This window comes from Enterobacter sp. 148H3 (genome assembly GCF_034107425.1).
Taxonomy (GTDB): domain Bacteria; phylum Pseudomonadota; class Gammaproteobacteria; order Enterobacterales; family Enterobacteriaceae; genus Enterobacter; species Enterobacter vonholyi.
In genome coordinates this window covers 26,465-40,233 of the sequence record NZ_JAWNEI010000014.1, presented here as the reverse complement: position 1 = coordinate 40,233, position 13,769 = coordinate 26,465, and the positions used below count along the sequence as shown (strand labels likewise).

General features: G+C 55.7%; 12 protein-coding genes and 2 tRNA genes. 3 read left to right on the top strand and 11 right to left on the bottom strand.

Annotated features, from left to right (window positions below; all coding sequences use genetic code 11):
- The 8 genes from hflK to nnr form a co-directional block, all read right to left on the bottom strand.
- A complete protein-coding gene (gene hflK / locus USH94_RS18420) occupies window positions 1-1,257 on the bottom strand; it encodes an FtsH protease activity modulator HflK (protein ID WP_111965393.1) in 1,257 nt (418 codons plus the stop codon).
- Between the two features lie 56 nt (window positions 1,258-1,313).
- Window positions 1,314-2,594 (bottom strand): ribosome rescue GTPase HflX, encoded by a 1,281-nt coding sequence (gene hflX, locus USH94_RS18415; RefSeq protein WP_023310136.1) that lies wholly within the window; start codon window positions 2,592-2,594, stop codon window positions 1,314-1,316.
- Between the two features lie 74 nt (window positions 2,595-2,668).
- Entirely contained in the window at window positions 2,669-2,980 is a 312-nt protein-coding gene (gene hfq / locus USH94_RS18410) for an RNA chaperone Hfq (RefSeq protein WP_023334248.1), read from the bottom strand.
- 85 nt (window positions 2,981-3,065) lie between these two features.
- The gene (gene miaA, locus USH94_RS18405; protein ID WP_032662417.1) at window positions 3,066-4,016 is read right to left on the bottom strand and encodes a tRNA (adenosine(37)-N6)-dimethylallyltransferase MiaA; all 951 of its coding nucleotides are present in this window, start codon (window positions 4,014-4,016) and stop codon (window positions 3,066-3,068) included.
- Window positions 4,009-5,853: a DNA mismatch repair endonuclease MutL gene (mutL, locus tag USH94_RS18400; protein WP_111965394.1), complete on the bottom strand. Its 1,845-nt coding sequence runs from the start codon at window positions 5,851-5,853 to the stop codon at window positions 4,009-4,011. The genes miaA and mutL overlap by 8 nt, the downstream gene beginning before the upstream one ends.
- Window positions 5,854-5,862: 9 nt before the next feature.
- Window positions 5,863-7,203 (bottom strand): N-acetylmuramoyl-L-alanine amidase AmiB, encoded by a 1,341-nt coding sequence (gene amiB, locus USH94_RS18395; RefSeq protein ID WP_111965395.1) that lies wholly within the window; start codon window positions 7,201-7,203, stop codon window positions 5,863-5,865.
- Window positions 7,204-7,219: 16 nt separating this feature from the next.
- On the bottom strand, window positions 7,220-7,681 hold the full coding sequence (gene tsaE, locus USH94_RS18390) for a tRNA (adenosine(37)-N6)-threonylcarbamoyltransferase complex ATPase subunit type 1 TsaE (RefSeq protein WP_013095283.1): 462 nt from the start codon (window positions 7,679-7,681) through the stop codon (window positions 7,220-7,222).
- Window positions 7,674-9,197 carry a bifunctional ADP-dependent NAD(P)H-hydrate dehydratase/NAD(P)H-hydrate epimerase gene (gene nnr / locus USH94_RS18385; protein WP_111965396.1) on the bottom strand — a complete coding sequence of 508 codons (1,524 nt, stop codon included), beginning with the start codon at window positions 9,195-9,197 and terminating at the stop codon, window positions 7,674-7,676. Before nnr ends, tsaE begins: the two co-directional genes overlap by 8 nt.
- Here nnr and queG point away from each other — a divergent pair.
- The gene (gene queG / locus USH94_RS18380) at window positions 9,196-10,335 is read left to right on the top strand and encodes a tRNA epoxyqueuosine(34) reductase QueG (RefSeq protein ID WP_111965397.1); all 1,140 of its coding nucleotides are present in this window, start codon (window positions 9,196-9,198) and stop codon (window positions 10,333-10,335) included. The genes nnr and queG overlap by 2 nt on opposite strands.
- Before the next feature lie 270 nt (window positions 10,336-10,605).
- Here the strand turns inward: queG and USH94_RS18375 are convergent.
- From USH94_RS18375 to orn, 3 genes are all read right to left on the bottom strand, one after another.
- Window positions 10,606-10,681 (bottom strand) — tRNA-Gly (locus USH94_RS18375).
- Window positions 10,682-10,717: 36 nt separating this feature from the next.
- Window positions 10,718-10,793 (bottom strand) — tRNA-Gly (locus tag USH94_RS18370).
- Between the two features lie 196 nt (window positions 10,794-10,989).
- Window positions 10,990-11,535 carry an oligoribonuclease gene (gene orn / locus USH94_RS18365; protein WP_023310130.1) on the bottom strand — a complete coding sequence of 182 codons (546 nt, stop codon included), beginning with the start codon at window positions 11,533-11,535 and terminating at the stop codon, window positions 10,990-10,992.
- Between the two features lie 107 nt (window positions 11,536-11,642).
- Here orn and rsgA point away from each other — a divergent pair, with 107 nt between their 5' ends.
- Both rsgA and asd read left to right on the top strand, forming a co-directional pair.
- Complete coding sequence (rsgA, locus tag USH94_RS18360; protein ID WP_181574042.1) at window positions 11,643-12,695, top strand: small ribosomal subunit biogenesis GTPase RsgA; 1,053 nt, start codon at window positions 11,643-11,645, stop codon at window positions 12,693-12,695.
- 97 nt (window positions 12,696-12,792) lie between these two features.
- Window positions 12,793-13,761, top strand: coding sequence for an archaetidylserine decarboxylase (gene asd / locus USH94_RS18355; RefSeq protein ID WP_111965399.1), 969 nt, complete (start codon window positions 12,793-12,795; stop codon window positions 13,759-13,761).
- Window positions 13,762-13,769: the final 8 nt, after the last annotated feature.

Below are 13,769 nucleotides of genomic sequence, written 5' to 3'. Positions count from 1 at the left end.
TTATTCCCCCTGACGCTGGTAGTCGTTACGCTGCGCGTTAGCACGGCGTTGGTCCATAATGTCACCATCGTTCGAAGAAGGCGTTGTGTTCGAGCTGGCGCTGCCTGTTGAGGCTGGCGGCAGACGCAGCAGGTTGTTCGCTCCGCTGGTGTCTTTTGCTGCCGGTGCAGAACTGCCCTTCAGCATCTGATCCAGCGGCAGCACCATCAGGTTTCCGCCTTTACTGTCGTTAACCAACACTTTGCGGGTGTGGCTCAGCACTTTTTCCATGGTCTCGATATAGAGACGCTCACGGGTAATTTCCGGCGCTGCTTTGTATTCAGGCAGGATCTTCGCAAAGCGAGCCACTTCACCCTGAGCTTCCAGGATGGTCTGGGTCTTATACGCGCGCGCTTCTTCCAGAATACGCTGCGCCTGACCGTTAGCGCGTGGCTGAACTTCGTTGGTGTACGCTTCTGCTTCACGGATGTATTGCTGTTCGTTTTCACGGGCAGCAATCGCATCGTCAAATGCGGCTTTCACCTCTTCCGGCGGACGCGCAGCCTGGAAGTTGACGTCCAGCAGGGTGATACCCATGTTGTACGGACGAATGGTCTCTTCCAGCTCGCGCTGGGTATCGCTACGAATAACGGTACGACCTTCGGTCAGAATACGGTCCATGGTGTATTTACCGATGACACCACGCAGGGCGCTGTCAGTCGCCTGACGCAGGCTGTCATCGGCGCTGGTCACGCTAAACAGGTAACGCTCAGGATCGGTCACGCGGTACTGCACGTTCATCTCAACGCGCACCACGTTTTCGTCAGAGGTCAGCATCACGCCGGAGGCGGCCAGTTCACGGACGGATTCCACGTTTACCGCGGTCACGTCGTCAATGAAGGTTGGCTTCCAGTTCAGACCCGGCTCAACCAGATGGCTGAACTTACCGAAACGGGTGACTACGCCGCGTTCTGCTTCTTTAATGGTGTAGAACCCGCTGGCTGCCCAGATGATGACTACCGCAGCGGCCACGATGCCCACTACGCGGCCACCCATTGGCGGGCGCGTACTCTGAGTGGAATTGCCACCCGAGCCAGAACTTTTTCCTCCGCCAAGGCCACCAAGCTTCTTGCTCAGTTTGCGGAAGATATCATCCAGATCCGGCGGCCCCTGCTCGCGACCACCTTTGTTGCCATTTCCCTCAGAGTTGCCGCCAGGTTTGCTGCTTCCCCACGGGTCGCGGTCTTGTCCGTTATTACCGGGCTGATTCCACGCCATGTATATGCTCCATATTTGTTATGCAAGGGCGAATTATTCAGGCATCCCCTTTCTGATCAGACGATATAGTCGACCAGCGCAGGTTCTTGTTTACAGAGGCGACGCCAGTCAACGATCGGCATACGCACCTGCATCCCCACGCTGCCGTCATCCTCCATCCACTCTTTTTCTATCGCCTGAAGCTGATAAAACCGGCTGCGCAGCCTGCCTTCCTGTGGCGGCAGTCGCAGCGTGTGCTGAGCTACCTCACCGGAAAGACGTTCTGTCAAAGCCTGGAAAAGCAGTGGCACACCAATACCGGTCTGGGCAGAAAGCCAGACCCGAATTGGTTTGTTTTCTTCATCTCTGTCGATACGCGGTTCGAAATCGTCCAGCATATCGATCTTGTTCATGACCAACAGCGTTGGGATCTCGTGAGCATCGATCTCTTCGAGCACCACATTCACCGCGTCAATGTTCTCCTGCACGCGCACGTCTGCTGCATCAATCACGTGCAGCAGCAGAGTCGCCTGTCGCGTCTCCTGCAGGGTGGCTTTAAACGCCGCCACCAGGTCATGCGGCAGGTGGCGAATAAACCCTACGGTATCCGCCAGCACCGTTTCACCGACGTCTGCAACGTCAATACGGCGCAGCGTAGGGTCCAGGGTCGCAAACAGCTGGTCTGCAGCATACACCTGGGCCTCGGTTATCTGGTTAAACAGGGTGGATTTACCGGCGTTGGTATAGCCCACCAGCGACACCGTCGGGATGTCGGCTTTGGTGCGCGCCCGACGCCCCTGTTCACGCTGTTTCTCTACACGTTCCAGACGTGAGAGGATCTGGGTAATTCGGCCACGCAGTAAACGACGGTCGGTTTCGAGCTGGGTTTCACCCGGACCGCGCAAACCAATCCCGCCTTTTTGTCTTTCAAGGTGTGTCCAGCCACGCACCAGACGCGTTGCCAGATGGCGCAGCTGCGCCAGCTCAACCTGCAGTTTCCCTTCATGGGTACGTGCACGCTGAGCAAAAATATCTAAAATCAAACCCGTGCGATCGATAACACGGCATTCGCAAAGGGCTTCCAGGTTGCGCTCCTGGGCTGGAGACAGCGCATGATCAAACAACACGACTGACGCGCCGGTTGCTTTTACGGCATCCGCAATTTCGACTGCTTTACCTTCACCAACAAAATACTTTGGGTGCGGCGCTTTACGGCTACCGGTAATCACCTGCATTGCTTCGACACCGGCGGAAGAGACCAGAGATTCAAACTCCTGGAGGTCTTCCATATCTTTGTCTTGCGAAAAATAGATGTGTACCAGCACCGCCTGCTCACCGGCATCATAACGGTCAAACAAGCGTAAACCTCTCTAAAAAGATCAGCGGGGAACGCAGGATCCCTGGCTCCCCGTGTGGATAACAGTGCGAAACCTTATTCGGTCTCGTCGCTGTCCTGCGCCGGCGTTGAAGAACCTTGCGCGCTGCTGCCATGATGGTAGTTACTACCAGTGCCGCCGCCAGCGTTATTGCTGTGATGAGATACCGGACGGGACGGAACAACAGTAGAAATAGCGTGCTTGTAGACCATCTGACTGACCGTGTTTTTCAACAGAATCACAAACTGATCGAAAGACTCAATCTGACCTTGCAGCTTAATACCATTCACCAAATAAATAGAAACTGGAACACGTTCCCGACGCAATGCGTTCAGGAACGGATCTTGTAAAGATTGCCCCTTAGCCATTCTATCTTTTCCTTATATGCTTGTTTTGTACTTAGAACCTTGCGATTCTGAAAAATTGCGCACGATACGCCTCAATTGTACACATTCAGTGAGCGATATCACCAACAACCTCAATCACTTCGTTTAACGCCTGTTGCGGTTTTTCACTGTCTAACCAGTGAACACCCTCCCAACCGCGCAACCAGGTGATCTGGCGCTTCGCTAACTGTCTCGTGGCGCAAACACCTCTATAAACCATTTCATCGTATGAAATCTCACCTTCAAGATACGACCACATCTGGCGGTATCCCACACAACGAATGGAAGGCATGTCCGTATGCAAATCTCCACGGGCAAAAAGCGCCCGCACTTCTGCTTCAAAATCTGAAGCTAACATCTGATGAAAACGCTGCTCAATCCGCTGATGGAGCAGTTCACGGCTCGCCGGGGCGATGGCGAACTGATGCACCTGATACGGCAGAGCGTCTCCTGACGTTTGCGTCAGTTCCGTTAAAGTTTTACCCGAAATGAAAAAAACTTCCAGTGCCCGGGAAAGCCTTTGCGGATCATTTGGATGGATCCGCGCTGCAGCAACCGGGTCAATCTCCGCCAGTTGCTGATGCAAAACGTCCCAACCCTGCTCTGCCGCCTGCTGCTCAATTTTCGCTCTTACTTCCGGATCCGCGGATGGCAGAGGTGACAACCCCTCCAGCAGCGCCTTGAAGTAGAGCATGGTTCCGCCAACCAACAGCGGTATACGCCCCGCCGCCGTTATCTCGGCCATCTCGGCTAAGGCATCCCGGCGAAAATCCGCTGCGGAGTAAGCCTGAGCCGGGTCGAGTATATCCAGCAAACGGTGCGGTGCCGCGCGCAGTTCTTCTGCGTCAGGCTTCGCCGTGCCAATGTCCATCCCTCGGTAGATGAGGGCGGAGTCGACGCTAATCAACTCTACAGGCAAAACCTTACGCAACTCAATGGCTAGCGCCGTTTTGCCGGAGGCCGTTGGGCCCATTAAAAAAATTGCCTTAGGCAGGCTCGCCTTACTTGCGTCAATCATGTTTCAGGGCGTTCATCGCCGTTTGTAAATCAACAGGTTGTAATAACCCACCCGGCGGCGCTTTCACCAGATGCGGACAGAGGCGTTCAACCTCCGCCAGCACGCTGATGGCCTGTGCCATGCTCCACGGCGCGTGTTCGCTTGCCAGATGGCGGGCGATCCACTGCGCGGTGTTGGCGGCATCAAACGATGTTTGCTGCGCCAGGTAGCCTATCAGTTCAGGAATCAAGTTTTGTAAATTTTGTTGGCGTAAGGGTAAAGGCACTGCACGAATTGTCACATGTTGTGGTTCGAGCACAGTTTCAATACCCATCTGCGCCAGCTGCGGCTCTGCACGCTGCAATACCCTTACTTCATCAGGGGATATTTTCAGGCGAACCGGAATCAAGAGCGGCTGCGCACAGGCTGCATTTTCGCCGGGCGTGAGCTGCACCTGCTTAAGCCAGCGTTCGGCGACCGGCAGTGCCATAAGCATCAGTTTGCCGTCACGCTCAAGCAATGCCATGTCGGGCGCGATAATCGTCAGCACCCGGCCAAAACTTTGGCTATGCCCGTCCAGAGAAGGCTGAGCGGCAGGAATGTGCTCTTTACGCTCCACGGCTGGTGTTTCCAGCAATTTGCGGTACAACGCTCCCTGCTGCTTCTGATAACCAGGCTGGGCATTCGGGTAGTTCGCGCCCGTTGAACGCGGTGCGCTCCCTGCCGGGGAGAAACGCGGGGTCTCCGGTTCACGCGCGGCGGCAGGCTCCGCAAAATGGTTGCGCCCTGCCGCCACTCGGTTTTCCGGCAGCGGACGCGGCGCTGGAGCGTCGTTTTCCAGCGGCAGCGTTGGTGCTGCCTGCTGCTGCAACACGGTGGCCACGCCCTGATAAATGAAGTCGTGAACCAGACGCGACTGGTGGAACCGCACCTCATGCTTGGCAGGATGAACGTTCACATCCACCTGATGGGGATCGATTTCCAGGTAAAGCACAAAAGCAGGCTGCTGATCGGCCCCGAGCTTGTCTTCGCAGGCCTGGCGAATCGCGTGATTGATGAGACGGTCGCGCATCATGCGGCCGTTCACGTAGCAATACTGAATTTCCGAGAACGCAGCACTGCTCGCGTTTGGATCGGCAACCCAGCCGCGTAAAGCCAGATCGCCGTGCTGCCATTCTATAGCCAGCGCCTGTTCCAGAAACGGCGTCCCGCAGATAGCGCCCAGGCGACGCTCTTTCTGTCCGCCTTCCGCGACCGCACGGTACTGACGCATCACCTTACCGTTATGGCTAAGGTTGATGGTGACATCGAAACGGGCGAGCGCAATACGGCGGATAATCTCGTCGATATGGCCGAACTCGGTCTTCTCGGTACGCATAAACTTGCGTCGGGCGGGGGTGTTGTAGAAGAGATCTAATACTTCAAGCGTTGTCCCAACAGGATGCGCCGCCGGTTTGACCGTCACATCCATATCGCGCCCTTCGGCGTAAGCCTGCCAGGCTTCCTGCTGTTCAGCGGTACGGGAGGTCAGCGTTAAACGCGAAACCGAGCTGATACTGGCCAGCGCTTCACCGCGAAAACCGAGGCTAATAATCGCTTCCAGATCGTCCAGAGAGGCAATTTTACTGGTAGCATGACGAGCCAGCGCCAGCGACAGCTCCTCTTTTTTAATGCCACAGCCATTGTCCCGAATGCGGATAAGCTTCGCGCCACCGCGTTCGATATCAATATCGATGCGGGTTGCGCCCGCATCGAGGCTGTTTTCCACCAGCTCCTTCACCACCGACGCAGGGCGTTCCACCACCTCACCGGCGGCGATTTGGTTCGCGAGCTGCGGCGGTAGAACCTGAATCGGCATGAATTCTCCTTAGTTGGTCGCGGTCATCTCACCCGGCAGCGCTGCGCTGGCCGTCTGGGCAGCGCCGCTCTGCGGCGCAGACTGCAGAGGATGCGCCTCAAAATATTTGCGTAAACCGTTATAAATCGCTTCGGCAATTTGCTGCTGGTAACTGTCGCTTCCCAACAGACGCTCTTCACCGTTGTTACTGATAAAGCCCGTCTCTACAAGGATGGACGGAATATCTGGCGAGCGCAGAACGCCGAGGCTGGCATGTTCCGGACGACGCTTATGCAGCACGCCAACGCTTTGCAGCTGGTTCAATACGTTAGTGGCGACATCATACCCGACGCGCTGAGAATGACCGAACTGTAAATCCAGCACCGCCTGGCTGAGGTACGGATCGGACTGGCTGTTCGCCAGCACGTCGCCCGCACCGCCTAGCAGTTCAGACTGCTTCTCATGCTCTTCCAGCCAGTTGGCCATTTCGCTGTTAGCGCGACGGTTCGACAGCACCCAAACCGAGGCGCCGGTGGCGCTACGATTCGGTGCGGCGTCCGCATGAATGGAGACCAGGAAGTTTGCGTTTTGCTTACGCGCCACATCCGAGCGCCCCATTACGGAGATAAAGTAATCCCCGTCGCGGGTCAACACGCCTTTAAACATAGGGTCGTCATTGAGTAGCGAACGCAGTTTACGCGCGATAGCGATAGTTACGTTTTTCTCTCGCGTGCCGCCAGGACCAATCGCCCCGGGATCTTCCCCGCCGTGACCCGCATCAATGGCGATAATCACTTTGTCACCGCTGACCGTCGCGCGTCGCGCGCTGGCCGCCGGACGCGTCACCGTATTGCTGCTGGTTGCCGCAGTAATGCGGTCGTTTTGCGATTTAAACGGATTACGCGCAGGTTCAGCAGGACGCGGCGTATACACCGGTTCTTCGACGCGTTTCGCAACGACCGGCGGCGGTGGAGGCGGTGGCGGGACATCGGCATTGATGGTAAAGACCACCGTATAGTTCGCCCCGTTTTGCTGCTTCACCGCCTTCGTTTTGCCCTTTTCGGTCAGATCGACCACCAGGCGTAACGACTGGCTATCCTGCGGCGTACCCGAACGGATACTTTTCACCAGGTTGTTACCGCTGAACCGCAGCGGTAGCCCCTGGATCACGCCTGTCTGCTTGATATCCAGCGCCACGCTGTGGCTGTCTGGCTGTGAAAACGCATATTCAGGATCGCCCATAAAGCTGAACGTGATCCGGGCCTGGCTTTCGCCGTTTGATACCTGAATATCTGAGAGGTTTGCCGCCCCGGCCTGCGCGCACAGCAGCACGGTGGCAGCCAACAACCAACCTTTAACGCGATTTATCATCCCGTCATCCCTACGCTTAACCGGCCAGACGCGCCAGTAAGGAACTGCCTGATGAGGAAACAGCACTGATGCGTGCCTCACGCCCTTGAGCCTGGTAATCTAAGTGAATTTCGACATCCGGGTCAGGCAGCACACCCGCACCTTGTTGCGGCCACTCCACCAGGCAAATGGCGTCGTTGGCAAAATAATCACGGATCCCCATAAATTCCAGCTCCTCAGGATCCGCAAGGCGGTATAAATCGAAGTGGTACACCATGAGATTTTCAAGGGTGTACGGTTCTACTAGCGTGTAGGTTGGGCTTTTCACATTCCCGTTATGCCCTAACGCCTGCAAAAAACCCCGGCTGAAGGTGGTTTTACCCGCACCTAAATCACCATACAGATAAATGACGGTTGCCCCCTGACAGGCCTGCGCCACGCGCTTGCCGAGTTCTAAAGTGGCTTGTTCATCAGGTAAAGGAATCGCTCGATTAGTCATTTTCTACGTCAATCACATCCGGGTTAACAACACGCCGCAGCGTGCAAAAAAGATCCGTGGCCAGCATACCGCGTGTACCGTAACGCGCAGCCAGTTTATCCGCCGCGACACCGTGGGCCACGCAGCCCGCACAGGCTGCATCATAAAGGGGAAGTTTCTGTCCAAGCAATGCGCCAATGATGCCGGAAAGCACATCGCCCATTCCGCCGCTCGCCATGCCCGCATTTCCGGCATCAATAATGCCCAGCGTCTCATCACTGGCGACAATGGTTCCTGCCCCTTTTAAAACAGCAACACCTCCGTAACGTTTTACCAGACGCTGAGCAGAAAGTAAGCGATCGCTTTCAATTTCTGCCACGCTGCAGTTAAGCAGGCGCGCGGCTTCGCCGGGGTGTGGTGTCAGAATGCGATTGTGACGCTTATCCGGGTTTATTGCCAGAAGGTTAAGCGCGTCGGCATCCCACAGCATCGGTTTACGAAAATTCTCGACCTTTTGCAGGGCCTGTTTACCCCATGACTGCTGCCCAAGCCCGGGGCCAATCACCACCACATCCGCCCATTCCAGGCTTTCTTCAAGCGCCTGGAGCGTAAGCTCATGGACCATCAGTTCCGGTCGGGCGGTGATTATGGGCGCAATATTCTCAATGCGAGTGAGCACTCGCACTAATCCGGCACCGCTGCGCAGAGCCGCTTCACCCGTCATACGAATCGCACCAGCCGTACCGTGGTCTCCTCCCACAATCACCAGCCTGCCGTGATCGCCCTTATGGGACGTTGGTCGGCGCGGCGGGAGCCACGCTGCAAGCTGTGACGCATCAAAACGCGCGAGGCGCATTTCCTGCCCGGTCAGCCAGCTCTCCAGCCCCAGCGCATTGTGGTGCAGCACGCCAACCACGTCTCGCGCTTTACCGGTCAGTAACCCCGGCTTGAGGGCGATAAAGGTCACCGTATGGGCTGCCTGAATGACCGCCCCCGGCGTCGCGCCGGTTTGTGCAATCAGGCCAGAGGGAATATCCAGGGCGACTACCGGCGCGGAATGTCTGTTAGCGTGTTCAATAAGCGCGGCAATATTTTCGCGCGGTGCGCTGTGCAGCCCGGTGCCCAGAAGACCATCAACAATCAGATCCACCTCTTCCGACCAGACGATATCAGGCGCATGAATCACACCGCCTGCGTTAAGCCATGCCTCCCGCGCCGCGCCGGCCTCTTCCGGCAGCGGTTTATCACTTTCGAGAGCCAGCAAGGTCACGCGGATACCGGCCGCAACCGCCAAACGGGCGACGACGTAGCCGTCACCGCCGTTATTGCCGTGCCCGCACAGAATCAGCCAGTGAGCGGCCTGCGGGTACGCGCTGCGGGCAACGTTAAACGCCGCCTCACCCGCACGCAGCATCAGTTCATAGAGGGTAATCCCGAGGCTGTCTGCGGCCTCTTTTTCGGCACGCCGGAGGTCATCCGCATGCCAGATGGAATGTGGTATACTTGCGGGGTTTTTCTTCACCGTATGGTCCGTCATGTCACAGCCCCTCGATCTCAATGAATTAGCGCAAAAAATAAAACAGTGGGGTGCTGAGCTTGGCTTCCAGAAGGTGGGCATTACCGATACCGACCTTTCCGCCAGCGAGCCGAAACTGCAGGCCTGGCTGGATAAACAATACCACGGCGAAATGGAATGGATGGCGCGTCATGGCATGATGCGCGCCCGTCCTCACGAGCTTTTGCCGGGCACATTACGCGTCATCAGCGTGCGCATGAACTACCTACCCGCCAACGCGGCCTTTGCGCGCACGCTAAAAAATCCCTCTTTGGGTTACGTCAGCCGGTACGCTTTGGGTCGTGATTACCATAAGCTCTTGCGTAACCGCTTAAAAAAACTCGGGGAAACCATTCAGCAGCACTGTGTTTCGCTGAATTTTAGACCCTTTGTCGATTCTGCGCCTATTCTTGAGCGCCCGATCGCCGAAAAAGCCGGGCTTGGCTGGACAGGTAAGCACTCACTTATCCTCAGCCGTGACGCCGGATCGTTCTTCTTCCTGGGCGAACTGCTGATTGATTTACCGCTGCCGGTAGACGGCCCGGTCGAAGAAGGCTGCGGGCGCTGCGTGGCCTGCATGACCATCTGCCCGACGGGTGCTATCGTCGAGCCTTACACTGTTGATGCACGCCGCTGCATCTCCTACCTCACTATCGAACTGGAAGGGGCCATTCCAGAGGAGTTCCGGCCGCTTATCGGCAACCGCATCTACGGCTGCGACGATTGCCAGCTCATCTGCCCGTGGAACCGCTATTCGCAGCTAACGGACGAAGAGGATTTCAGCCCGCGTAAGGCGCTGCATGCGCCGCCGCTTATTGAGCTGTTCGCCTGGACCGAGGCCTGGTTCCTGAAGGTGACGGAAGGTTCTGCCATTCGCCGTATCGGTCATTTGCGCTGGCTGCGTAATGTTGCCGTCGCGCTGGGGAATGCCCCGTGGGATGAAGCCAATATTCAGGCGCTTGAAAGCCGTCGAGGTGAGCACCCACTTCTTGATGAGCACATCGAGTGGGCGATTGCGCAGCAAATTGAGAAACGTAATGCCTGCGTGGTCGAGGTGCAGCTGCCGAAGAAACAGCGTCTGGTGAGGGTGATTGAAAAAGGGCTTCCGCGGGATGCCTGAAATATTCACAGCCTGTGAATAAAATTACAAACTCAAGCGCCATCTGGGCTGGGGAAGAGGTCAAGTGATCTCAATAACATTTTGAAATCAAATTTTATTCTTTAAAAAGAGTTAGTTATGGAGATATTATTCACCCTGCTAAGTTTTAACCCTGTTTCGGTTAAGCGCAGTTTCTGTGGATAACTCTGTTAAAAAGAGTATTTCAGAGACAATAGAAAACGTCCCCAGCGACGCTTTTCGCTGTGGATATTTTAGAGATGAAGAAGAATTTGGAGCGGGAAACGAGACTCGAACTCGCGACCCCGACCTTGGCAAGGTCGTGCTCTACCAACTGAGCTATTCCCGCTTGGGTGGTCCGTGCTGTGGAAGCACTTTCAAATTTTGGAGCGGGAAACGAGACTCGAACTCGCGACCCCGACCTTGGCAAGGTCGTGCTCTACCAACTGAGCTATTCCCGCAAATCTGCACTGCTTTTGTTGCTGTCGTAACGTGTAATTCTCTGTCGTTACGGGAGGCGCATTATACGAGAAATCCTTTTAGCTGCAACCCCCCTTAAAGCGATTTTTTCGAAATTAAGTTCAAATGCTTATTAAATCGGCAAGCTGAACAATTTAACGACAAAAACCCGGCCACGCAAGGCGCCGGATCGCAAAATCACAGCTTAATAAAGTTTTCGCGGTAGTAGGAAAGCTCCGCCACGGACTCTCGGATATCGTCCATCGCCTGGTGCGTCCCCTGCTTTTTAAAGCCGTCGAGGATTTCAGGCTTCCAGCGACGCGCCAGCTCTTTCAAAGTGCTGACATCCAGATAACGGTAGTGGAAGTAAGACTCCAGCTCCGGCATGTACTTAAACAGGAAACGGCGATCCTGGCCGATGCTATTGCCGCAGATAGGGGATTTGCCTGCCGGAACCCACTGTTTCAGGAACTCAAGCGTCGCCAGTTCCGCCTCGCGGTCACCAAACGTGCTCGCCTTCACGCGCTCGACCAGGCCACTGCCGGTGTGGGTACGCACGTTCCATTCATCCATCAAAGCCAGCTGGTCGTCGGACTGATGCACCGCAATCGTTGGCCCTTCAGCCAGGATATTCAGGTTAGCGTCCGTCACCAGCGTTGCAATTTCAATGATGCGATCGCGCTCGGGATCCAGCCCGGTCATTTCGAGATCGATCCAAATCAGGTTGTTTTCATCCGCGCTCATGTTATTTTCCACCCTTCTCGCATAACCGGCAGTAGCAGGTTAACTAGTATTAATTAGAGTGTATCATAGAGGTTTTGCCCCTTACGGGCGACCAGGAGCCAGCGCGATTGAGTAAAAATAAACTCTCCAAAGGGCAGCAGCGCCGCGTAAACGCCAACCACCAGCGCCGTCTTAAAACCACTTCGGAGAAGCCGGATTATGACGACAACCTGTTTGGTGAAGCGACAGAAGGCGTAGTCATCAGCCGTTTCGGTATGCATGCCGATGTCGAATCCGCCGACGGGGATATTCACCGTTGCAATATCCGCCGTACCATTCGTTCCCTGGTGACCGGCGATCGCGTGGTCTGGAGACCGGGCAAAGAGGCGGCGGAAGGCGTGACGGTAAAAGGTATCGTTGAAGCGGTCCATGAGCGCACGTCCGTGTTAACCCGTCCCGACTTCTACGACGGGGTCAAACCGATTGCCGCTAACATCAACCAGATTGTTATCGTATCGGCGATTTTGCCTGAACTTTCGCTCAATATTATCGATCGATACCTCGTCGCCTGCGAAACGCTGCAGGTTGAACCGATTATCGTATTGAACAAAATCGATCTGCTGGATGACGACGGCATGGCCTTCGTGAATGAGCAGATGGATATCTACCGCAAAATTGGTTATCGCGTGCTGATGGTCTCCAGCCACACCAAAGATGGTCTTAAACCGCTGGAAGAGGCGCTTACCGACCGCATCAGTATCTTTGCGGGCCAGTCCGGCGTAGGTAAATCAAGCCTGCTGAACAACCTGCTTGGCCTCAAGCAAGAGATCCTGACCAACGATGTCTCTGATGTCTCGGGTCTGGGCCAGCACACCACCACCGCGTCACGCCTGTACCACTTCCCGCACGGCGGCGACGTGATCGACTCCCCAGGGGTGCGTGAGTTCGGTTTATGGCATCTGGAGCCGGAACAAATCTTTAACGGATTTGTCGAATTCCATGATTATTTAGGCGCTTGTAAATACCGCGACTGTAAACACGATAACGACCCAGGCTGCGCTATCCGTGAAGCGGTTGAGAAAGGCGAGATCGCGGAAACCCGCTTCGAGAATTACCACCGTATTCTTGAGAGCATGGAAGACGTAAAAACGCGTAAAAACTTTTCTGATTCTGATAACTGACAACTAAGCTAAGCATCGCTAAAATCGTCCCCCTTTTTCAGGTTCCGGCGGCTTAACGCCGGATCAGGAACGACAAAACAATGGCCTGGAGGCTACCTTGTTAAACGCATTTAAACTTTCGCTTCAATACATTCTGCCAAAACTGTGGCTCACTCGCCTGGCGGGCTGGGGCGCGAGCAAACGCGCAGGCTGGCTGACCAAACTGGTCATCGATCTTTTCGTAAAATATTACAAGGTCGACATGAAAGAGGCGCAGAAGCCGGATATCGCCAGCTACCGCACCTTCAACGAGTTCTTCGTGCGCCCGCTGCGCGACGAAGTGCGCCCGCTGAACACCGATCCTAACGTCCTGGTGATGCCGGCAGACGGCGTGATCAGCCAGTTGGGTAACATCGAAGACGACAAAATCCTGCAGGCGAAGGGCCATAACTACAGTCTGGAAGCTCTGCTGGCAGGTAACTACCTGATGGCGGATCTGTTCCGCAACGGTACGTTTGCCACCACCTATCTGTCACCGCGCGACTATCACCGCGTGCACATGCCGTGTAACGGTATACTGCGTGAAATGATTTATGTCCCGGGCGACCTGTTCTCCGTCAACCATCTGACCGCGCAGAACGTGCCGAACCTGTTTGCCCGTAACGAGCGCGTCATCTGTCTGTTCGATACTGAATTTGGCCCTATGGCACAGATTCTGGTGGGTGCAACCATCGTAGGCAGCATTGAAACCGTCTGGGCCGGCACCATCACCCCACCGCGCGAAGGCGTGATCAAACGCTGGACCTGGCCTGCCGGTGAAGCGGAAGGCTCTGTGGCCCTGCTGAAAGGTCAGGAGATGGGGCGCTTTAAGCTGGGCTCCACCGTGATTAACCTGTTTGCGCCGGGCAAAGTGAAGCTGGCTGAACAGCTTGAAAGCCTGTCGGTTACCAAACTGGGTCAGCCGCTGGCGGTCTCAACCGAAACCTTCGTGACGCCGGAAGCAGAACCTGCTCCGCTGTCACAGGAAGAGATCAACGCCGAGCACGACGCCAGCCCGCTGGTTGACGACAAAAAAGACGAAGGCTAACAACAGAA